We start from the raw sequence: 23,361 nt of genomic DNA, 5'->3' as shown, positions 1-23,361 counted from the left end.
CTTTGCCAGGGAGCAGTGGCCTGCGGCTCTTCCCGTACCGCAGGCGTGAAACAGGCGATAGCGATGCGGCATCCTCCACGAAAAAAGATACAGGCCTCATTGATACGCTATACCGGATAGCAGAATTGAATCGTGGAAGCACGAGCTGCGACTAAACCTCTGCGCATGCTTTTGCTTCTTTAACGCGGCTCACGGTAATTTCCTTATTAATATATTTTCTGAATAGCGCACGGGTAGCATATATTGGGCCTACGCCTACCAGTGCATAAGTTAGCTTAATAATGAACTGGGAAACGATCATCGTTTTGATCGTATCCATACTCAATACACCGTAAAAAGCCAGCGTACAGAAAATGATACTGTCAATGGCCGAAGCGATAACGTTGCTGGTAATGACGCGTATAAATAGGTAACGGGAGTTAGTCAACTCTTTGATTTTACACAGTATCATCGAGTTGATGTTTTCAGATATCAGGTAAGCGGCAGAGGAGGCAAAAAGTACTGCAATAATACTCTGCACAAAAGCGGTATAAGAATTATTCAGCTCCCATTCTGCCAGGCTTGGCAGCAGGCTGGTTATCCACAGGCCAGTGACAAAAACTATGTTAGAAATAAATGAGATAAGGATGGTTCGCCGTGCCATCTTTAAGCCATAAAATTCATTGATAATATCGACGAAAATAAAAGAGAGTGGATAGAAAAATATAGCGGGCGGCACAACAAAATTGACTACGGGGATCAGTATGGGTTTCACCCCGCTGACGGTGCTTAACAGGTAGATAACCGTTAGTGCAATGCTTAATATCAGGTAAGCATACCATGAGCGCTCATGCCTGTCGCCCAGGTCATAAGCGGTAACAGTATTACCATCACCGTAGAGCCGTCGATAAAGCGCTTTAAGCTCGTTAGGATTGAAATCATCTGATATTTCACTACTTGCCAGTTCCTGGAGACCTATGGTGATATGTTTTCCGGTCGCCAGGACCATTACATTGGCTGTAATGGTATCCGAGCGGTTAAATCCAAGGAGCTTATACTTCTTATTGTATTCCATCCTGTTTTTATCCTTAAAATTATGACAAATATAGATATTTTACTGAATTCTTTCTTCAATAATCGTTCCCAGAAGCGATGCTTTATCTTTTTGAAAAGGAAGGATTTTGTCATCGTTTTTTCCGATAAATAGTCCCTTTTCCTGCGAATAATATAATGCCAGCTGTTTGCTTTTAGGTATGGCATTACGTTTTATAATCAGAATGTCGCCGGGAAAGAAAATATTACTCATATTATTTTCTACCCGCATCGCTATCGTATTGGATACATCGCCAAAAAACCATGTCAGAGGATATTGCGTAGCCAGATCGCCCACTCTTTTCCCTGCGTTAATAAGAAAAGCGGATTGAGGAATAACAGGAACCGCTGCTGGATTCTTGTTTCCTTCAGGAGATAGCGTGTTTTCTATCGTTTCAATATGTTCTAAATCATAATTTTCGATCACATCGCAGGGAACGCCGAAAAAATCGGCAATGCGCGAGATCGTTGAGCGCTGGACGTTGTTCACCTTGCCGTCCAGTATTTTGTACAGGGTGGCACGGGTGACGCCGGTACGATTGGCGAATGAGACTTTAGTCTCACCTCTGCTTCTCATAATATATTCTATATTGTTGATTATATTCTCTTTTCTCTGAGAGCCCGATAACTTCATTGATGAACATTCCCGTCGGTAGTTTCGCACAGCATGCTATAAAGAAATTTATTACGTTTCAACAAAAGCTCTCTCTAAACCTTAATGAAACCATACATTTAATAATAATTAATGTATACATGTATTTTTTAATTTATTCATATATTACAATGGCTTATGCGGTATTAGTTGTTCTTAGTAGTCATTTTAAATTTCATTTTGTCTCTTTTTGTGTTGACTTTATATGCCATAAAATATTAGGTTGTCTACATAAAGTGTACGTTCGTTGCACAATAATTTTTACATTCTCTATCTTTTCTTCCAACACCAGGGAAACACAGCGGTCAGCAGCAGGTACGCTGACCTGCTTCCTGCCTGGCTTAGTGCCATGATGTACGTATTCAGGTGTTAATACTTCAGTCTGAAGTCATTGATTTTTGGCCATGTGATTGTTGTTTTACAGCTAAAGTGAGAGCAGAGATTAGCGGGCGTGAGCGTTTCTGACAGGAATGGTATTTTTTGTTAGTCATATTTTCATTATTTCATTCTCAATGCATCCATGATCAATGTTGATTAGCGTGGGTATATCTACAGTTAGCTTGAGTATTATTGGTAATTTAATATAACCATTAAACTACTAATGAAGTAGAATGATAATGTTATATCGAAAATAAATATCTCCTCTATTCACTAAACTCCATTAAGATGATTGAGTTTAATACGCTGTATGAAGTTTTGCCAGCCAGATGCATATTCTTGTTTTATTGTAATGATGGATGCTAATCAGCTCCGTTATCTCTCAAAAATGAAGGATGGCATCAGCAGTTCACGGCATAGCCAATCGTTAATAAATTAAACTCAGCCTCTTAGTAGAGGTGGTTTTTCCTGGCTTATTGCTGTATGGGTATAAGTGAACTGAAATATGTCGCGGCAGTTACACCAGTAACTTTAATCATGCTCTTTTAAATATTAAACATGAGTAAATCTTAGTTAAGTAATAACGGCATATTCCGTTAATGAGAGAACACCATTAAAACTGCAACGTATATCATAAAAATAAACCAGAAACTTTGTTGGATGTTTTTGGAGAATATTTTTTTATAATCAGAATGTAAAACTGAGGTCTATTTTGATTCGCTATATACCCATACCTGTCTCACTTCTTGCAATAGTAATCTCTGGCACGCTCAATGCGGCATCAATAAATAGTTCAATGCTGTCAGGCGTCGATAATTTCCGTGATATTGCTGGTTCCACTTCGACCTATGAAATCAGCCACGGTGGGACAATGCGTAGCGGTGTATTTTACCGCTCCAGCGCGCTGACATTAACCGAGGCAGACAGGAATATTTTTGACTCGCTTGGTATTACCCGCATCTACGATGTCCGAACCCTTAAAGAAATAGCTAAAACACCAAATACTAATACTGATGGCATTGATTATACTCATATCAACGTCATTATGGCGGTTCTTGGCCGGGATGATGAAAGTTTACCTGTCGCCATGCCTCAGAGCGGAGAAGAAACAAAATCATTGATGCTACAGGCTAACGTGGCCTTTGCTAATGATGCTGGCCTGCGTACGCAGTTTGCGAAACTGTTTAATAGCATGGCGCTTACCGATGGGGCTGTCGTCTTTCACTGTACCGAAGGTAAAGATCGTACCGGGTGGATTTCGATGGTATTGCTAAACATCGCCGGGGCGGACGATGACGCAATTATGGCCGATTACCTCGCAAGCAATGAATATTCCCGTGAACATATCGAGGCGACAATTGCCCGGCTGCCGCCGCGGCTGGCTGAAATTTATACGCCGTTCCTCTATGCGGACGCCAGCTATTTGCAGGCTGGCCTGGATGAAGCTATCCGCCTGTACGGTTCTGTAGATAACTATATAAAAGAAGGATTGGGGTTATCCCAGGAGACTATCTACGTGCTGCGCAGCCAGATGGTGCAATATAACCAGCTTCCTGGTCAGCAGGCGCTACGGGGTAATGCGGCTCAGGGTGCGGCGCTGCTCAATGCGTTGCAAAATAGCGACCTGGCGGGGCGCTACACCGCATATAACTATTACCTGCAATCCGCGATTGACCGTGGAAGTCTTGGCGGCGTTGAATCCCGGATCGGCGGACAGATCCATGCCGATACGGCCAGCTATCTGTTACGCAGCGGCTCACGTATGGAAAGAGCGCTGGCACCCAACGTTGACAGTCGTCGGCTACGGGATGGCGAAGGGAAACTGTGGCTTACCGCGCTCAATGGCTATCTGGGCAACGAGAGTTCAGACAAGGCGGCCAGCAGTAATGAACACAGTACTGGTACACTACTGGGCTATACCCAACGCGTTAACGCACAGCTTAGCGGCTACGGTACGCTGGGTTACAGCTGGGGCTCGCTGGGCAGCGCCGGTGCTGAGGCGGATGCTAATACCACCATTCTGGGCGCAGGTGCCAGGTATGCGTTTGAGGATCTCGCGTATGGGCCTTTTGCCGCTGCCGATATTCATGCCGGTTGGGTAGACTATAGCAGCACCCGCCGACTGGGCGGTGCTTTGGGAACTGCCTCTGGTGATACGCATGGACAGCTGTTTGGCGGCGCGCTTCGTCTTGGCTACGTCAACCAGTATGAGATGCTCAGCATTGAATCTTCAGTTGGTGCCCGGTTAACACATCTCCATATGAATGGTTTTCGCGAACGCGGGAGCGAACTGGCGCTTAACGTTGATCGTATAAGTGAAAATCGCTCCGGCGGCCTTGCCAATATTAATATCATCTTCCATCCGTTTAACAGCGGAAGCTGGACAGTAACCCCTGCTGTTTCTGTGGGTTATGAACATAGCTTCAGCACGCCTTCAGTACATACTCGCGGGCAGCTTTATAACTACGGAATTGGTCAGCGTTCAGCATTCAATAGCCATAATATGTTTAATGCCGGAGCCAGCATCGGCGTAACGCGCGGATCTTTCAGCCTGAATATTGGTGGTCAGGCTGAGGCTGCCAGCGGAGGCAACAGCCATGGTTTTAGTGGCAATGTAAGCCTGGCCTACGCCTTTTAATGACCAACAGCCGCTGTCGTTACGGGTAGCCTGTCTTGCAGAGGTTAACAGGCTATTTGCCGACGTTTCATCGCTGCGCCGGGTGGTTTTTATCCGGCAGAGAAGGGGCGTACCAGGCAGATTTAAAATCAAACCATCCTGGCAACTCCATTTTGAGGCCGCGCATACTGCGCTGTCCCTGAGTAATTAATCAGTTGTGAAAAAGAGGATGAATTTCAACCCTATTGATGAGCGGGTGGCTTCATTTCTGAGCGGGCAACAGCCCTGATGCCCGCGTGCAGACTGTTCGACCCAGCTTTTGCATACATTGCCTGAAAAGGGGAATTCATGAGGAAATGACTGAAGACGGAAAATCAATCAGGGGGCAAAGCTGCTGCTGGAAAACCATAAATTGGACGAAGCGGTGCCTGAACCCTGTTAAGGGATTCGTGTAATCAGCTCTACTTTGTAAGGATGCTTTCGACTGAATGACAACAACTCACTGTTTTAAAACAGATAATTGTTACGGCTTGATGTTCTGTTCGCGCTTCTGAATGTGGACATAAAAGAGGAACAACCTTAGGCAAATCCATCAATTTATTCGTTCCGTGTTTTGGATCACACTTACAGCATCAAAGGAAACGGATATCTGTGATTACCACGAATGATATCGTTCAGGGTTTTAAACCAGCATAACGGTAGATATCTGGTAAAAGGATCGGCCTGACCTTTAGCGTAATAATCAAAACGTAAGGTTTTAATTTCACCGACCTGTATTAAATAACAAACATCGCAATATGGAGTTCATATGAAAAACGAAAGCAAAAAATTTTATCACACCTATTTTTCAGCAACCGAAAATGCAAAAAACTGGGTTTCAGCAATTTTTAGCGCCACACGACGTGAAACTATGCTTGATAGTGTTATGCAATGGGATTACACCAAACCTGCCATTAAAAAATAAAATAATAAGGTATGGCGATAATGATATCGCCATACCTTTATATCAGATTGTTGTAGTGTTAAAGGCAGTAAACCAGTCTTTTTCAAATTTCTCAACCGCAGCATTGACGGCTGGGGTTGAAATAATTTGTTCGGCGACATCCAGAGGAAGCGTTATCGCCTCACAGCCAGCCAGCAGGCAATCAAGCGCCTGACGCGGGGTTTTGAAGCTGGCCGCAAGCACTTTTGAAGCTGGCGCATGCGTTTTCAATAGCAGCTGTAATTCCTGAACCGTTTGAATGCCGTTTCCGCCCTGAGCATCAAGCCGGTTAACATAAGGCGCGACATACTGCGCGCCCGCCAGTGCGGAAAGGCAGCCCTGAAAGGCTCCATAAACTGCCGTACCTAATGTCGGAATACCTTCCTTTGTGAGCATCTTTATCGCGGCGAGCCCTTCTGCCGTGACCGGTATTTTTACCACGATATCATTAACAATGGCTCTTAACCTTCTGGCTTCTTCAACCATCTGATCCGCATGGGGTGCCATAACCTGTGCAAACAGCACTCCCTCATTTCCCAGCGCTTCTTTTAGCTCCGGTAATAAAACGTCAACGGGTTTCTTTCCGGCAGCCACAATACTCGGATTGGTCGTTACCCCGGCAAGTGGGAAAATTCGGGCAAGACGTTTTACTGAGGCTACATCAGAGGTATCAAGATAAAGTTTCATATTTTGCTCCGCATAACGTTGCGATTACTGGCAAGTTTTCCTCAGTATAACTTTCGAACGGTCGGGCTTATTGATCAAAATCAACATGACTTTCTTTCGAAAGTTTCATTGTTTTCTTACGTAATAGAAAGGCTGTTTTTCACTGGGGCTGTATGCTGGCTGTTATGCTTTGAAAAGGCATCGGCTGTCTTTATTCGTATCAAAGCCCTCCCGAAGGAGGGCAGGTAATCACGCTTTAGAGGGAACGACTCAGGGCATCAACGGCCAGTATGGCATTGGCGACATCTTCACCGCTGAGCGTAGCGTCAAGGTTGCGCAGCGTATCACCGCTGCTGTTCGCCAGATTGCCAATTTTGACAAGGTCGCACCAGGATGCCGTCTCAAGATGCAGCTCTTTAAGCGTGGTAGGCATTTTGATGGAACGATAGAAAGCGATGTATTTCGCAATCTCCTCATCAGAGCGCTGCTCAAGGATCAATTGTGTTAGCGTGCCGTAAGCCACTTTTTCACCATGCGTCAGATGATGAATATCACCGCTAATTGCGGTGAAACCGTTGTGAATCGCGTGCGCGCCAGCAAGACCGGCATTTTCAAAACCAAGACCGGAAAGCAGCGTATTTGCTTCTACAACAGCCTCAACGGCTGGCGTTACCAGCTGTTTGCTGACCGCTTCGTAAGCGCTTTTGCCCCATGTGAGCAGCGTTTTCTCGCAGGCTTCGGCAATTGCCATTGCTGCAACGGTTGGCGCTCCATCAACCATCGATTTGGAATGGCTGCGCTTAACGGCTGCCGCCTCAATATAGGTTGCCAGGCCGTCTGCAATACCGGATGCAAACAGGCGAACCGGCGCTTTTACGCAAATACCGGTATCAACCAATACCAGATCCGGGTTTTTAGTATAAAAGCGATATTTCTCAAATACGCCGGTATCTGAATAGATTACTGAAAGCGCACTACAGGGGGCGTCGGTAGAGGCTACGGTAGGGACAATAATTACCGGCTGCTTAAGCTCGTCCGCAACGGCTTTTACCGTATCTAAGGTTTTGCCTCCACCCAGACCAATTACCGTGGTGGTTTTGTAGGTTTTGGCCAGTTCAGTCAGCCGGGCGATCTCGTTAGCAGAAGATTCGCCGTTAAACGTTTCTTTATTAAAGCTAATATTTGCCAGGTTTAGGGACTCCGTTACACTAGTGGACGTGATCCCCCAAACAATATCGTCGGCAACCACAAATGCTGAGTTGCCCAGCTCTGCAACATATTTACCCAGTTCAGCGATGACTCCCATACCCTGAACATATTTGCGGGGTGATGAATATACAAACTTAGACATGTCAACTCTCCTTATCTGTATCTGTGAACAAAGTGAACATTAAAGCGTAATAACCTTAGTGACTTTAGACAAAGTAGCAGTAAACTTTCTTTCGAAAGTTGATCTGCTTTCGTCTGTGAGAATTTATCCTTTTAATTATCTGTGTTATGCTTTCTAACAGTTTGAAAATTCGAAAGTTTATTGATTTTTTGTTAAATGGAAGTTATGGATTGAGGTGGTAATGAATTCAAGGCAGCAGCTGATACTGCAAACAGTGATAGAAAACGGGAAAATTTCTGTCTCTGAGCTTTCTAAATTGACGGGTGTATCGGTTGTTACAGTTCGCCATGACCTGAATGCGCTGGAGAAAAATGCTTATTTACGTCGTGTGCACGGATCTGCCGTGGCTATCGACAGCGATAGCGTTGATACAAGGATGCTGAATAATTTCAAACAGAAGAAAGTGCTTGCCGAGTATGCCGCTTCAATTGTAGAGAGTGGGGAAACCATTTTTATTGAAAGCGGCAGCACAAACGCGATACTTGCGCGTATTCTTGGTGAACGAAAGGATCTCACGATCGTAACGGTAAGCTCCTATATCGCCAACCTGCTACGCCAAAGCAAGTGTGAAATTATCTTGCTGGGAGGCATTTTACAAAAACGCAGCGAGAGTATGGTGGGCTCCCTTACTCAGCTGGCGATGAAGAATGTGCATTTCAGCAAAGCGTTTATCGGCATTGATGGGTTCCGTATTGATACCGGATTTACCGGCAGAGATATGCTGAGGGCGGATATTGTTAACAGCGCGCTGCAAAAACAGGCAATGAATATAATATTGACTGACAGTTCTAAGTTTGGCGTTGTTCATCCACATCCTCTTGGCCCAACCGGGCTGATTAATATGGTAATTTCTGATTTCAGTATTAATGATGAATACCAGGACTACTTATCACGGCAGGGAATAGAGACAATTGCGCCATCGGGTGATCAATGAACATTATAGTACCGGATAGAATGAGTAACCTGCTTCTCTGAAGCTACGTTGAGATATTTAACGCTGAACAGATCAAACTTCAGGATTCCGCTCTGTATATAATCATTGTGCCGATAGATAACCCCTTGCTGACTTAGCTGCTGCCTGTTTACATCATGGATGTTCAGAGCGGCATCCGTCTCAGGCGGATAGGCACACTGTGGTACAAAATATGATATTTGCAGTTTGAATAAGTACTAAAAAGAGTGTTATATATTTTGTGAAGACGCTGATTTGAACTGTTGTTTATCATCATTTATATCAGTACAGCTAATATAAACTTGCTAATATAGTTTCTGGTTGTTACTTTTGATTTTTTAGGGATGGATAGATTTTACAGGGAATTTTCGATGGCTTTGAAAATAAAAGCTCTGTCTGCCGCGATAGCAATGTTACTAATAAACAGTGCCCCCACGGCTTTTGCTGACACCATTTATTATAATTCTACCGGCGTTCATAGCTCGGGCGTGTGGGACTGGCAATCCCTGGGATATGTGATTGGCGCAGGAGATAATAATAGCGCTGAACTAACGTTAAAAGGTACGTCTGGTTACGATCACGCTTTCTCCGTCGGTAAGGACGGAGGTAAAGGCACGCTGACTATTTCAGAGTTTTCTCGTAACGTAAATGATACCACCTATTTTTCTGTGGGATCCGTCACTAAAGAGAATATGACGCTTAGCAATACCGAAGGTGTATTAAACCTTGTTGGCGCGGATATTGGTGAAGTGACAACGCTTGGCCTTGATATAGGCAGTAGTGGTTTTTTTGACTGGCACACTGAGCGCGAAAGTACGGTAACAGGCATTCTCAATATACGCGATGGCGCGATAATGAATGTTGGAGAAGCCGAAAACTTTTCTAATAACAAAGCGTATGTGGGTGCGGGTAATATCAGTAATACCGGCATCATTAATATTTCCGGCGTTGGTAGCGCTTTGCGTCTGATAAACAACGCGCCTTACTATGGCGATTCAGTTGAAAATGGAACGTTGTATTTAGGATTTATAGGTAATGGCATTGTGAATATTACCGATGGCGGTGAGTTGTCTGCTGGCAGGATTAGCGCATCAACTACGTTGGCAAACAATGGACCCGCTACGGTAGCAAAACCTCCCTATGCGGAGATCAATGTTACAGGAGAAAAAAGTCGCCTTGTTATTGGTAGTCAGATGATCCTGGCCGCAGATGTTTACGACGATCTTCAATCTATCGATGCCAAATTGACACAAAAAGGGGCGGGATCCGCAGTACTGAATGTAAGTGATTATGCTGAGGTTGTTTTTGAAGGTAAAGCCAACACTGACATTGATGGTTTTGATAATCCGGTTTCAGGCCTGTTTATGGCCGGTAATTCTGCAACATCTGCCATCGTAAACTTGAATAAAAATGGTTTTATTACCATCGCTAACAGTTCCTTATCATCAGATAAAGATGCCATTATTGCTGGCGACGGTATATATGCCTTCAATTTAAATGGAGGTACTTTACGGGTAAATGATTGTAGCTACTGTGAAGATACGCTTTCTACTGAAGTAGATATGAATGTCCTGGCGCGGTCGACGCTTGAATCAGGCGACAATAAACAAATGTTGTTGAAGGGTTCATTAGCAGGCCATGGTGGAATAGTTAAAACAGGCGCAGGGCTAGTTGCGCTTGCTGGCAAAAATCATTACCTCGGCGGCACTTGGGTAGAAGAAGGAGAGCTGCGTACTGATAACGATGATGCCTTCGTCAATAATACGCCCTATACCGTTAATGGCGGTAAACTGAATCTTAACGAACATGATTTGGTGATGTCGTCGCTGTCCGGTAAGGGCGGCGTAGTGGATGTCACCACGGCAAATCTTATTATCGATCAAAACTCAAACAGCCTTTATGCCGGCTCCTTTGCTGGCGCAGGCTCTGTTAAAAAGCAAGGTGACGCGACGCTTTATCTGAGCGGCGACAGTCAGCAATATAATGGCGCTATTGTTGTGTTGAGCGGAGGTCTGGATTCCTCCAGGGCGGTAGGCGGAAATATATCGGTCCATAATGGCGGCACGCTATCCGCAGAAGGCTATCTCGGTAAAACTCAGGTAATGAATGCGGGCGTTCTGAAAGTAGGCAGTCTGTATCAGAATAAACAAACCCCGGTATCGTTAGAAATCGATCGCGGGCTGACTAACAGCGGAAGCATTCTGCTGGCAAAAAGCGGGAATATTAAACAGCAACAGGTAGGAAATAAGCTGCTGGTTAATGGTAATTACAGTGGTCAGAATGGCGATATCTACTTTAATACCGTATTGGGAAATGATACTTCCGCTACCGATCGCATGATCGTTACTGGCGATACCGACGGCACGACTGTTGTACACGTTAATAACGTGGGCGGCAAAGGTGCTTATACGAAAAAAGGGATCGAACTCATTAACGTAAGCGGACAATCACAGGGTGAGTTCGTCCAAAAAGATCGCATTGTTGGCGGAGCGTATGAATATTTTCTAAGACGCGGCGTGGGTACGGATATCGGTAACTGGTATCTTGTCAGCGTCCAACCGGCTTTTGAACCGGATCCCACTTCTCCTCTGGATCCGGAACCCGTATTCCGCCCGGAAGCAAGTGAATATGGCGCTAACCTGTGGGCAGCAAATAGATTATTTGTGCACCGTCTGCACGATCGACTGGGAGAACCTCATTATGTCGATTCTCTGACTGGCGAAGAAAAAGTTACCAGTATGTGGCTGCGGCATGTGGGAGGGCATACGCGCTTCAGGGATAACAGCGGTCAGTTGAAAACTCAGGCTAACCGTTATGTATTACAGCTGGGCGGGGATATTGCGCAGTGGAGCACCGATGAGCGAGATCGTTTCCATCTTGGCATCATGGGGGGATATGCGAATCAGAAAAGTAATACCCGTAACTACCGAAGCGGTTACCGGGCGGATGGCAGCGTTCACGGCTATAGCCTGGGGGCTTACGCTACCTGGCTACAGAATAATGAAGAGAAGAGCGGTGCTTACATCGATAGCTGGATGCTGTACAGCTGGTTTGATAATAGCGTAACCGGGCAGTCGCTGACCGCAGAGCGCTACAAATCTAAGGGAGCTACGGCATCGGTGGAAGCGGGTTATACCTGGAAACTGGCAGAGAAAAATAAGCGTGAAAGCTATTTTATTCAGCCAGTGGCACAGCTGACCTGGATGGGCGTTAAGGCCGATCGCCATCGGGAAATGAACGGTACCTGGGTGGAGAGTACGGGGGATAGCAATATTCAGAGCCGCCTTGGAGTACGTGCGTTTATTAAAGGGCACAGCCTGTTAGATGAAGGCAAAGAGCGCCTGTTTGAGCCGTTTGTAGAACTTAACTGGCTGCATGATACGAAAAACGTTGGTGCATCGCTGAACGGCTATCATATTGAGCAGGCCGGTACACGTAATATTGGCGAAATAAAAGTTGGTGTTGAAAGCCAACTGGGGAAAAATATCAACCTGTGGGGAAATATTGCTCAGCAGATTGGCGACAAAGCGTACAGTGATACGCAGGCGATACTGGGTGTTAAGTACCTGTTTTAAATAAGCACAGGACGTATTTGCTGCATGAATAGCGTGATCCGCCACGCATTCAAACAACGTAAGGCGTTCCCGACGGATGATTTAGTGAAGAAGGTGGCGTGACGGGTAATCCAGGCGGCATCGTAAAAATAAACGATGCCGCTTAGAGACTGACGAAGGGTAATGAGTCGCTTTATTATCGTGTTCGGTGATCGCCAGGGCAATTATCATTAACAGACTGACGATAACACGGAATTACGGACCGGCAGGTTCTGTCAGACAAAGCTAACCCCCTGGGTTGCAAGCCGTATAGCACCAACGCCCGCATCTACAGCGACGTTTCTTGCAGCAGCAGGCAAAATAAAACGTCTCAGCAGGTTCATCGCTCTTCCTCCTAAAAAATCAAGCATCGATCCCAGTTGATTAATTCTGTTCCTGAAATGTTGATCTGGCGCAGTGCTACTTAATGCAGTGCCAATCCCGCCAACCGCAGCGCCGATGCTGCTTCCTGCCCATTCATTAGAACCGCCGACTGAAATAGTACTTCGTAAAAAAGAGAAGGCGGCCCCGCCTAATCTTCTGCCTATGAACCTCGTCAGAAAATTATTACCCGTAAAGTTTGTTACGATTGCCTGAGCGGCGCTTCTGGCAATCTCTCCGCCAACTGCGTTGAATGCATATGAAACAGCATTGTCTGCATACCGGCCAACCATTCCCCCGATATAACTACCATAACCTGCATTTTCTCCTACTGCGGTACTGCCATGAGTACCTGTGATAAATCCACCGATAGCACCAAAAGTTGCGGACGTTAACTCCATTGCATAGCTGACATCTCTACCCGCCATTGTGTTAACCGTACCAACTGCAATACCAGCAGCATGCGCTCCTCCCATGCCTCTGTCGGAATTGGCAACGGCCCCGCCAAGCGCGCCTGAAATCGCACCTGCCGCTCCGGCTATGGCGGTGCCCTGTATCCTTGCTCCGGTCAGGTGAGCTGTTGTACTCCCCAGAGCTGCACCAGCCGCCGTATTGGCCGTAACCGATCTCCCCTGTAATCTTTTTGATATAAATTTCGCAATCCCGGCGGTTATTTTATTTATGTTCCATCCGGCAATTGCACCAATGGCAAAGGCACCAACTCCGATAGCGGCCACCACGCCCAGGGCAATACCAGCAGTTGCCGCTCCGGCTATAGCTATACCCGCAACGGCCACTCCTCCCGCAATAGCTCTGGAAACTTTCATTCCACGGGAAAGCGATGCTCCCATGCCTTCCCCCTCTCTGCGCAGACCAAATGCGGCCAGCCTGAAAATATTTCTGTTGCGGTTTTGCGTTGCTTCTCCCGTGTCATCCTCGCAGGTGACCGGATTATTCTGAACCATCCTGAACAGGTTCATCCCGTCCACCGTGCCCGCCGGGTCCGCGCTCAGCCAGCGACCTGCCCATGGCTGATAGTACCGGTAGCCGTAGTAATACAGCCCGGTGGCATCACGCTCCTTGCCTGAGTACCGCATGCTCTTGTAGTTTGCTTCAACCTGATTACGCGCTGTCCAAATCGCCGTACCGCCGTAAGGATAATATTCCTCCGCGCTGATGAGATTGCCATCGCCGTCCAGCTCAAACGTGCTACTCCCGGTCAGGCTGTTATAGCTCCAGCGCATCTGGCCATTGTCGATGTCGGCGGGCTTACCTTTCTCCCAGTGCAGCACCCGCACCTGCGCCCGGCCTGCTTCGCCTGGAGAGATCGCCTGCAGGTTTTCCGTTTCCGTATTGCCGCTTTTTGTGCTGCGCAGCTCCAGCCCCGGCAAATACAATACCTGCTGCGTCTGTGCGCTGTTGCTGGTTTTCTGTACGCTCATTTTCAGGAGGCGTTGGTTATCCGCATCATAGCGATAGCTCTCCCTGTCATCCTTACCGTCGTTTCGAGACACCTGGGTCACCTGCAACAGCTCGTTACGCGGCGTCCAGATAAGGTTTTTTCCCGGCAGTAGCTGCTTCTGCTGGCCCCCGGCGGTGAACAGCGCCTCCACGTCAGAGGCATGTGAGGCAAGAGTATTCAGCACGCCCCGATTACTCTGTTCTGAGACCGTGATATCCGTGGTATAGCCACTGCCGGTTGCTGGCGTATGACGTATTCGCGTCAGGTTACCGGCACCGTCATAGCTGTAAGTACGGATGTAGTTTGTATATGCGGAACTGTCGGTGGGAAGGGGAACGGTGACGGATGGTAAGTTATTGCCTTGCTGACCGGCGTTTGCCATCTCGCGCCCGGTGGCGCTGACCAGCTGGTAGAGGCTGTCATAGGTATATGTATTCTTTGGCACTATTTTCTGATTGTGCCAGAAACGCGTCTCTTCCGCGTCGTTGCTGACGTTGAGTACGTTACCTACCGGATCATATTCATAGCGCAGGTCCTGTAGCACCTTCTGGCCTGACTTGTGTTCTGGCGGTCGTTCCGTCCTGATTCCCGTCAGGCGCTGCGTCTCCGCTTCGTATGTATACGTGGTGACTACGTCGTTGCCGTGCACCTCGCGCAGCTTCTGTCCGGCAGCGGAGTACGTCAGGGATTTCACGATAGCCTGCTCAGTTCCCCCGGCAAGGGTCAACCAGCTGCTGGTCAGTAGCCCCGCCACATCGTATGCCATGCGCTGCATATTGCCTTTTGCATCGGTAGTGGTCAGCACCGCCCCGGTGGCATCAGCGGTTGTCAGGGTGGCATACTCTTCACCATCCAGCATGTCGTTCCAGGTAGCGGCGTCACCCTGCCAGTCGGCCACAACGTCAGGGTTGCCGGCGTCCTTCAACAGGCGGCGGGTAACGCAGAGCGGTACGCCGGTGATCGCCATGCTGGTTGTCTGGAGCAGACCGGCTGTATCGTAGTGGCCGATGCACTGACCCGCCAGGTTCAGGGCTTTCTCCGCGTCACTATTACCGGCGTAGATAAATCGCTCCGTGATACGGGCAGTTTCGCCGGTTACCTGCTCCGTGATGCTCAGCGGACGACCGGGCAGCGCTATATCCTCATACTGCCAGGTGTGGGTCACCGCCTGACTTCTGTCCTCCGTACCGTCGCTGGTGATACTGATGTTGCTGACGGTGATGAACGGTCTTTCGGCTATGTCGCTGATTGTTACAGTGATACCGTTATCCGCGCTTTGTGTACGCAGAGTGTTACCGGCCAGGTCCGTCAGATACCTGAAGTTCGCCAGCCCGGCGTTGCCCAGACGCGGGTCGGCGCTCTGCGCGAGTGCGCCGCGGGCATCGTATTGCTGGCGGGTAATGCGTTCGTCTGTCGTATCAGGAGAATCCGGATGACGATGATACGCGATATTGCGCACGGTCAGGCCACGGTTGTCGAATACCGTGACTGATGGCGTGTTACGAAACAATGCTGTATTCATGAATGTATCCTGCAAAAAATTTTATATAAGAGAAGTGTGTTGGTTGGGAGCCTCGCCTGTTAATGCTAAACAGTGAGCCCGGCCTGTGCTGCCTGTGTGGTAAATGCCACGAACGGAACAGGTGTTTCTGGGTTGCCGCGTGCTCCTGGGCCTGGCGATAAAGCTGTTGTGTATGGCTGACATCCATATCCGGAACGGTATTAATAAAATTAGCGTGGCTTTGATTAACGATATCAAAGACGGTTCGGTAGCCAGCTTTTTGCAGTTTGGTACTGATTCTGCCTCTAAAAATGACAGTAGGCGATTTGTAGGCATACAATTATCTCCAGAGATTTATAATTCACAGAGAATGTTATTTTCTTTCCTGAGTTTCATAAAAATATCGGTAAAAATATATCCTCCATGAGTAAGGGGTTTATATATTTCAAAGCGGAATTAATCTAGCAGGTTGCCGCACAGTTAACAGAATAGATTTTGTTTGATAGTAAACAGAAAGTGGTTCTTTAACGACATCAGAAGTTGTGATTTTATTTGGTTTTCTTAGGAATAAGATAAGCGGGAATGGCTTACCCATCATAATGAGGTTTATAACGCTTCAGGAAAATAATATGGGAGTGAAATTATCAGGAGTATGACGATAAATGTCTAACCAGTAAGCCGTTAATACCAAATGAAATACAACACGTAAAACCTATAATTCAATAATGTGACATGAATTCGATTTCATATTTCAAAATGAAATCCATACAATTTATTTTGCAATGAAATGGTGGTGGGTAATGATTTTTTGTGATTTTAATCACTGGTTAGTTTATTCGATAAAAAATAAAAAAACTTAAATTTCAACAAGATAATAATATAAATACTCTTATTTAATTAAGTCTGGCACGGTGCCTGCAAATATTGGAGAAACAACAAAGGAGAACGTTAAATGGCGTACAAAATTTTACTTCCGCAAGAAATCATGAAGGAAGGGCGGGAATATCTTGAGAGTCGCGGCTACGAGTTGATTACCGGTTCCGGGATGGAAGAAGAAGATATTATCCGCGATATTCCTGACTGCGATGGCATTATTGTTCGTCTCTCTAAAATGTCCGATCGCGTGTTCGATGCGGCAAAAAAATTAAAAGTGGTAGCACGCCATGGCGCTGGTTATGACACCGTCGATTTAGAATCCGCTAAACGCCATGGTGTGACCGTCCTGAACGCACCCGTTGCTAACAGTATGTCTGTTGCAGAACTGGCGATTTTTTACATGTTGTATTGTTCACGTAACTTCAAGCTGGTGGAAGAAAAAATGCTTGAGGATTACTACTGGGCAAAGCTGCGCACCCCGAAAGTTGAGCTGGATGGTAAAACCCTGGGTCTGGTCGGCGTGGGTAACATCGGTTCACGTGTGGCCATCAAAGCGCTGCATGGCTTCAATATGAAAGTCATTGCTTATGATCCTTACAAAACCCAGGAGCAGGTGCCGGAAGGAGTAGAGTTAACCGACGATTTCGACCGAATATTTAAAGAAAGCGATTTTGTCTCTCTGCACTGTCCTGCTACTGCAGAAACCTTCGACTTCGTTAACGAAAAGCAATTTTCGTTGATGAAACCTACCGCCTATTTCATCAACACCGCCCGCGGCAAGCTGGTTGACGAAAAGGCGCTTTATCATGCGCTCTCTACCCACTCCATCGCCGGCGCAGGCGTCGACGTACTGAAAAAAGAACCTTTCGATCCGGCAGATCCAATTTTCACCCTGAGCAACATAGTAATTGCTCCGCACATTGGTGCCGCTACCAAAGAAGCCACCGACCGCGCCTCGCTGCACTCCGCTATCGGTATTGACGAAGTGTTATCAGGCAAAAAACCGTCCTGGCCGGTGCCGGGTTTTTAAGGAGAAAATCATGTCCATTGGTAATCGTGTTTTTATCAAACGTCCGGCATTCGATGTTGAGTTATTGAAACATTATGAGCAGCTTCCTGCGGCAAATATTGCTGACACCATGAACCGCATTGCGGTACTCGGTAACGGCATTAAACGTATCTCTTCACCAAAGAAACCGATTATGGCGGGCTATGCCATTACGGTGAAAGCGCGTGCGGGCGACAACCTGATGCTGCATGCAGCACTGGATATGGCAACGGAAAATGACGTCATTGTTGTCTCTAACGAAGGCGATCGTTCCCGTGCACTGATGGGCGAAATCATGGTTGCTTACGCCCATTACAGCAGGAAAATCGCCGGTATCGTGCTGGATGGCCCCGTTCGCGATATCGATACTCTCTCCGTTATGGACTTCCCTATTTTCGCTACCGGATCAAACCCGGCAGGCCCGTTTAAAGAGGGCCCAGGGGAAGTAAACACGCCGATTGCCGTTGGCGGCGTGGCAGTGTGCCCCGGCGATCTGATTGTGGGTGATGCTGACGGTGTGATCGTGGTGCCGCTAAACGATGCCGCTGCCTTGCTCGACAAAGCCACCAGCTACGCCAAATTTGATGCGAGCAAAGTGGAAGCCGCGAAAAACGGCACTGCCAACCGTGCATGGGTAAGAAAATCATTAGATGAAAAAGGTGTTGAATTCATCGACGACACCTACCGCTAATTCCTACCAATAATGAAATGCCGCACGCTGTAATCAGAGCGTGTGGCTGCCAAATACAGGTAATGTAAATATGCTTTATCTTAAACTCTTACCCGTTATCTTTTTCCCCGTTTTGTTCTGGGTTATACCTCATCCGGAAGGTATTTCCGCACAGACCTGGGAAATCGTCGGTATCTACCTGGCTATGCTGTGCGGGCTGGTTCTGCGTCCGTTTACCGACGCCGTTATTATGCTCATTATCCTCGGTTTTGCCTCGCTGGTGATCGAACCAGGCCCGCTGTTTGCCGGATTCGGTAGCCCGATGGTATGGTTTATTATCAGCGCCTTTATCATCTGTAAGGCTTTCGTGATCACTGGCTTAGGCAAACGTATCGCCTATCTGTTGCTTCAGCGCTATGGCAAAAACACCCTGACGCTGGGCTATCTGATGATGATTACAGATACCGTTTTGGCTCCTGCCACCGGATCAAATATGTCACGTTCTGGCGGAATAACCTTTCCTATTTTTCGTAATATCGCAGAAGCGCTGGGTTCGAAGCCGGATAGCGGTAGCCGTAAAATCGGAGCCTATCTCACGATCCTGATGTATGTGGTATCGATGGGAACCTCCAGTTTGTTTCTGACCGGGATGGCCACCAACTCCATTACCGTCTCACTCGCTAATGAGATAATGGGTGTCAATCTTGAATGGATGGTGTGGTTCAAAGCCGCCATCGTACCGGCAGGCATTGTGCTGTTAGCCGCGCCGTGGATCCTCTACAAGCTCTATGCGCCTGAGCTGAAAACCATCACTAACGTTAACGAAATCGCTACCAAAGGATTGCAGGAGCTCGGCCCGTTGAAGCGAGAAGAGAAGCTGCTGATGGTCTTCTTTGTGCTGGGTATTATCGGCTGGATGACGGGTTCCGTTACCGGTATTGCGTTTATTCCTGTCGGCCTCGCTTTCCTTGCCTGCCTGTTGCTGTTTGGCGTACTGAGCTGGAACGATGTGGTCAGTGAAAAATCGGCCTGGCAGACCTTTGTCTGGTACGGTGCGTTTTATGGATGCGCCGTCGCGCTATCCAAAGGCGGTTTTTACGTCTACCTGGTAGAAGTGATCAAAACCTGGCTCGATCTGTCGCAGCTAAGTGAAATCAGCGCGCTGGGTGTACTGGTGTTTATCAGCCTTGCAGTGCGTTACTTCTTCGTCTCTAACAGTGCCTTTGTGGTGTCGTTCTACCCGGTTCTTTTTACTCTCGGTATGACCACCCAGGCGCACCCGATGTATGTTGCCCTGTCGCTGGCATTCTCCGCCGGTTACGGTGCCCTGCTGACGCACTATGGTAACGGCGCAGGCGTGTTTACCTTTTCCAGCGGCTATGTTCCGCAAAAAACTTTCTGGCTGCTCGGTACCATCATGGTGCTGATCAACGTGCTGGTTTACTTCCTGGTAGGTATTCCTTACTGGAAAATGATTGGTATCTGATAAGGAGAGCAAAATGAAACTGGATATTTTGATTAAAAATGGTCTGGTGGCCGACCTCGACAGTGCAGGCTATGTGAATCAGAACATCGGCATCGTCGGCAACCGTATTGTTGATTTACAGAGCGTTGAAAATGCGGAAGCTGAAACCGTCATTGATGCGGCAGGCTGCATTGTCCTGCCCGGACTGATTGATTTTCATGCTCACGTTTTTCACGGCGGTACCGCCATCAGCGTCAATCCGGATGTACTCTGCCTGCCCAACGGGGTGACAAGCGTAGTGGATGCTGGCAGCAGCGGCTGGGTGAACTATAAAATGTTTCGCAACAGCGTGATAAATACCGCGCAGACGCGCATTAAGAGCTATCTGAATGTGGTCAATGTGGGGTTATCCACGCTGGGCGGCGGACCGACAGGATATCTGGAAAATACCAATCCGGCCAATTTCAACGTAGAGAAAATTAGTCAGACGCTGGACGAAAACCGCGACAATATTCTCGGCCTGAAACTACGTTACAGCCGGGACATTGCTGACGGACGCAACTACAGTGATGATCCCTTCTACGTAACCGTAGAACTGGCCCGTATGCTGAAGACAACGTTGTGTGTACACGTGACGGATTCGCGCCTGCCAGCTGACGAACTGATTAGTCATTTCCAGTCCGATGACATCTATGCCCACTGTTTCCACGGTACCGGTAATGCAATTCTTAAGGAAAACGGTGAATTGTTTCCCGCTATCAGGGAGGCCAAAGAGCGTGGGGTGATTTTTGACTGTTCTAACGGTGTGGCGCACTTTGATTTTAACGTAGCTCGCCATGCCCTGGAGCAGGGGTTTACCCCCGATATCATCAGCACCGATCTGACACTTCGTAACAGCCTGCGTACTAACAAAGTTTTCAGCCTGCTGTTTATCATGTCGAAGTACCTGAACATGGGGATGTCATTCTTTGATGTGGTTCGTGCGGTAACCCAAACGCCCGCACGACTGATGAAAATGCAGGGACAGATTGGCACGCTGGCTCCCGGTGCACTGGCTGATATAGCCATTGTGAAGCTGCGTAAAGAGAAAGTGGTGTTTGAAGATACCAAAGGTGTGTTACTGGAGGGCGATCGCTATATCGATAACTGTGCCACCATCAGCAACGGGCAAATTGTCTATCGTCGACAACGTTTTTGAATGAAAAATCGGTTCAGGATCCTTTGCTCGCGCGCTGCATATGCGCGGGCTTTTTTCATTTGCTCTGGCGGCGCTTTGTGGGATGAGGTCCGTGACAATATGATATTCCCGCATAAATCGATAATTCTGGATTGCCAATGAAAAATAACGAAATCGCCATTTTCTCGGTGTCAAAAACCATTACGCAACGCATATCCAATGTGCTTATCGAAAGAAAAATCGCTATTCCCGTTTATGAATATCACTATTCCGACGTGGTGGAAAAAGCCCGAAAACTGATTCAGAACGGCACTAAAATACTCATCAGCCGGGGAGGAACGGCAGCACTGTTGCGTAGCAACCTGAACATTCCGGTTATTGATATTGCCCATGATTTGCATGGGATCTATCGTATTCTGCAGGATGCGCGCAAGAAGTCGCAGAAAATTGCAGCGGTGGGGTTTCCGCAGTTCTGTAACGTACTTCGCCATTATCAGAACATGACAAATGACGAATTTAAAATTTGTCAGGTCTATAACCACTACGATATTGAAAATGTCGTAAAAAACCTGGCAGAAAATCACTATCAGTTGGTTATCGGCGGCCTGACGGTGGCCGAAATGGCGAAAAAGTACGATCTGAACGTTATCATGGGGGATACGGATAATATCTCCATTGAACAGGCGCTCGACGTTGCTGCCAGCATGCTGAAATATATCAACGCTGAGAGTATGAAGCTGGCGATGTCCTGGTCTGCACTTAACCAGTCGAACGAAGGGGTGATGTGCCTCGACCAGTCGGGAGAGATCATCAATATGAATTCCCGGGGGTTCTCGCTATTTCAGTGCAATACCGGGGAGAAAATCTTCAAAAAAGAGGCGTTTAAGGGGATTTTTGGTTACATCATTAATGAGCAGGATGTAAAAGAACATGCGCTGGAGATCGAGGGAGAAATAGTTTATCTCGCGGTGAAGCACTTTTCTAATAAGCACGGTTTTTACACTATTATCACCGGCGTCAGGCCGGAACAGACGGGCCGATCTGCTTCTCGTAGCGTCAGAAAGAGTGACAATAAAGGCTTTACCACCACTTATTCTTTTGCCGATATCATTGGACATTCGCCGGTTATGAAGACGGTCATTGAGCAGGCCAAAATTTATGCCGCCCACGATCTGCCAGTGAATATTTTGGGCGATAGCGGCACCGGTAAAGAACTGTTTGCCCAGAGCATCCACCATGCCAGTCCACGCAGTGCCGGGCCTTTTATCGCACTCAACTGCGCTGCCATTCCGGAAACGCTTCTGGAAAGTGAGCTGTTTGGTTATGCCGATGGCGCTTTCACCAATGCGCGCAGGGGAGGAAAACCCGGTATTTTTGAGGTGGCAATGAACGGCACGGTATTTCTTGATGAAATCAGTGAAGCGCCGCCTGCCGTGCAGATTAAGCTGCTGCGCATATTGCAGGAGAAAAAGTTCAGTCGGGTGGGGGGAGATACGTTAATCAGCGCTAACTTCCGTCTTATTACTGCCAGCAACAAAGATCTTGGTGCGCAGATAGCGGCGGGTGAATTCCGTCATGATCTTTGGTATCGCATCAATATCCTTGAACTGCGCCTGCCAGCACTTAAAGAGCGTAGCGGAGATGTGATGTTAATTATTGAGTCTCTGCTGGCAAAGCAGGGGAGGTTGCTGAGCTTTACCGATGAAGCCGTGGATTTTCTTAACCGTTATGCGTGGCCAGGTAATATACGAGAGCTGCAGGCCGTTATTTTCCGTCTGATTGTGCATAATGTGCACAAGGTGGATATCGGCGTGTTACAGTCGCTGTGCAATCTTTCGGCTTCTGCCTCAGGCAGTGACGAAATCGTAGTCCCGCTGGCCGGCGAGGTGGATCTGCTGAAAAAGCAGGAACAGAAGCTGATTGCTTCCGTGATGAAACAGACCAACGGCGATCGCACCAGAGCGGCAACTATTCTGGGTATAAGCTCGACCACACTGTGGCGAAAAATGAAAATGTACGGAGTGGAATGAATCGCCACAGATTTAACAGACACCTCAGGGTCACTTTAGATGGCTTAAAGAGAGGTGCTCATCAGCGGTAAGCGTTATCCTGAAGAGTTTAAAATTGCAGCGGTTAAACAGGTTGTTGATCGTGGCTATTCTGTTTCCAGTGTTGCAACACGTCTCGATATTACCACCCACAGTCCGAAGTTGCAGAAAGTTTTTTCCAGCTGCTGAAGTGTGAACGGATAAAGAAAAGGATTTACGGAACGCGGGAAGAGGGCCGCAGTGATATTTTTGATTATAACGAAATGCCTTATAACAGTAAGCGTCGGCAGGGTTCGAGTAATCAGATGCCACCGACGGAATATGTAAATCAATATTATCAACGGCTCAAAATTATCTGCATTATCCGTGGAGATTGACCAAGATAGAATATAAACAACCCAGTGAGACAGCAAAACTGTCTCACTGGGTTGC

14 protein-coding genes and 4 pseudogenes are annotated in these 23,361 nt (G+C 47.4%); 11 read left to right on the top strand and 7 right to left on the bottom strand.

All coding sequences use genetic code 11. From position 1 onward, the window contains the following. Positions 1–151: 151 nt before the first annotated feature. Both C7M51_RS15130 and C7M51_RS15125 read right to left on the bottom strand, forming a co-directional pair. Positions 152–1,054 (bottom strand): queuosine precursor transporter, encoded by a 903-nt coding sequence (locus C7M51_RS15130; protein WP_160622494.1) that lies wholly within the window; start codon positions 1,052–1,054, stop codon positions 152–154. A 39-nt stretch (positions 1,055–1,093) separates the two neighbouring features. After that, positions 1,094–1,705 carry a helix-turn-helix domain-containing protein gene (locus C7M51_RS15125; RefSeq protein WP_160622493.1) on the bottom strand — a complete coding sequence of 204 codons (612 nt, stop codon included), beginning with the start codon at positions 1,703–1,705 and terminating at the stop codon, positions 1,094–1,096. A 1,192-nt stretch (positions 1,706–2,897) separates the two neighbouring features. Here C7M51_RS15125 and C7M51_RS15120 point away from each other — a divergent pair. Further along, positions 2,898–4,739 (top strand): tyrosine-protein phosphatase, encoded by a 1,842-nt coding sequence (locus tag C7M51_RS15120; RefSeq protein ID WP_167522373.1) that lies wholly within the window; start codon positions 2,898–2,900, stop codon positions 4,737–4,739. Positions 4,740–4,806: 67 nt separating this feature from the next. On the opposite strand, the pseudogene C7M51_RS22495 reads toward C7M51_RS15120, so the two are convergent. Beyond that, positions 4,807–4,929 (bottom strand): annotated as a pseudogene (locus tag C7M51_RS22495) (hypothetical protein); the annotation flags it as partial. A gap of 597 nt (positions 4,930–5,526) precedes the next feature. Between C7M51_RS22495 and sgrT the strand changes: the two are divergent. Next, a complete protein-coding gene (gene sgrT, locus C7M51_RS15115; protein ID WP_160622491.1) occupies positions 5,527–5,682 on the top strand; it encodes a glucose uptake inhibitor SgrT in 156 nt (51 codons plus the stop codon). A 42-nt stretch (positions 5,683–5,724) separates the two neighbouring features. Here the strand turns inward: sgrT and fsa are convergent, their stop codons facing one another. Both fsa and C7M51_RS15105 read right to left on the bottom strand, forming a co-directional pair. Beyond that, a complete protein-coding gene (gene fsa / locus C7M51_RS15110) occupies positions 5,725–6,387 on the bottom strand; it encodes a fructose-6-phosphate aldolase (protein ID WP_160622490.1) in 663 nt (220 codons plus the stop codon). A 235-nt stretch (positions 6,388–6,622) separates the two neighbouring features. Next, the gene (locus C7M51_RS15105) at positions 6,623–7,717 is read right to left on the bottom strand and encodes a glycerol dehydrogenase (protein ID WP_160622489.1); all 1,095 of its coding nucleotides are present in this window, start codon (positions 7,715–7,717) and stop codon (positions 6,623–6,625) included. A 220-nt stretch (positions 7,718–7,937) separates the two neighbouring features. Here C7M51_RS15105 and C7M51_RS15100 point away from each other — a divergent pair, with 220 nt between their 5' ends. Beyond that, the gene (locus C7M51_RS15100) at positions 7,938–8,690 is read left to right on the top strand and encodes a DeoR/GlpR family DNA-binding transcription regulator (protein ID WP_160622488.1); all 753 of its coding nucleotides are present in this window, start codon (positions 7,938–7,940) and stop codon (positions 8,688–8,690) included. A gap of 389 nt (positions 8,691–9,079) precedes the next feature. Beyond that, positions 9,080–12,283 (top strand): autotransporter outer membrane beta-barrel domain-containing protein, encoded by a 3,204-nt coding sequence (locus C7M51_RS15095; RefSeq protein ID WP_160622487.1) that lies wholly within the window; start codon positions 9,080–9,082, stop codon positions 12,281–12,283. Positions 12,284–13,605: 1,322 nt separating this feature from the next. Here the strand turns inward: C7M51_RS15095 and C7M51_RS15090 are convergent. Further along, positions 13,606–15,666, bottom strand: a pseudogene (locus C7M51_RS15090) (RHS repeat-associated core domain-containing protein); the annotation flags it as partial. Then, entirely contained in the window at positions 15,644–15,985 is a 342-nt protein-coding gene (locus tag C7M51_RS22795) for a Tc toxin subunit A (RefSeq protein WP_160622485.1), read from the bottom strand. The gene C7M51_RS22795 and the pseudogene C7M51_RS15090, both read right to left, overlap by 23 nt. 612 nt (positions 15,986–16,597) lie before the next feature. Here C7M51_RS22795 and C7M51_RS15080 point away from each other — a divergent pair. The 7 genes and pseudogenes from C7M51_RS15080 to C7M51_RS22785 form a co-directional block, all read left to right on the top strand. Continuing rightward, positions 16,598–17,551, top strand: coding sequence for a hydroxyacid dehydrogenase (locus C7M51_RS15080; protein WP_160622484.1), 954 nt, complete (start codon positions 16,598–16,600; stop codon positions 17,549–17,551). Between the two features lie 10 nt (positions 17,552–17,561). Continuing rightward, complete coding sequence (locus tag C7M51_RS15075; RefSeq protein ID WP_160622483.1) at positions 17,562–18,260, top strand: RraA family protein; 699 nt, start codon at positions 17,562–17,564, stop codon at positions 18,258–18,260. A gap of 70 nt (positions 18,261–18,330) precedes the next feature. Further along, complete coding sequence (locus C7M51_RS15070; protein ID WP_160622482.1) at positions 18,331–19,725, top strand: DASS family sodium-coupled anion symporter; 1,395 nt, start codon at positions 18,331–18,333, stop codon at positions 19,723–19,725. A gap of 13 nt (positions 19,726–19,738) precedes the next feature. After that, the gene (locus C7M51_RS15065; RefSeq protein ID WP_160622481.1) at positions 19,739–20,902 is read left to right on the top strand and encodes a metallo-dependent hydrolase; all 1,164 of its coding nucleotides are present in this window, start codon (positions 19,739–19,741) and stop codon (positions 20,900–20,902) included. Positions 20,903–21,039: 137 nt separating this feature from the next. Further along, entirely contained in the window at positions 21,040–22,911 is a 1,872-nt protein-coding gene (locus tag C7M51_RS15060) for a sigma 54-interacting transcriptional regulator (protein WP_160622480.1), read from the top strand. Positions 22,912–22,971: 60 nt separating this feature from the next. After that, positions 22,972–23,085: pseudogene (locus tag C7M51_RS22790) on the top strand (transposase); the annotation flags it as partial. Between the two features lie 5 nt (positions 23,086–23,090). After that, a pseudogene (locus C7M51_RS22785) lies at positions 23,091–23,306 on the top strand (IS3 family transposase); the annotation flags it as partial. Between the last annotated feature and the right edge of the window lie 55 nt (positions 23,307–23,361).

The organism is Mixta intestinalis (genome assembly GCF_009914055.1).
Taxonomy (GTDB): Bacteria; Pseudomonadota; Gammaproteobacteria; order Enterobacterales; family Enterobacteriaceae; genus Mixta; species Mixta intestinalis.
The sequence above is the reverse complement of the archived record's forward strand: the minus strand, read 5'-3'. Positions and strand labels throughout refer to the sequence as shown.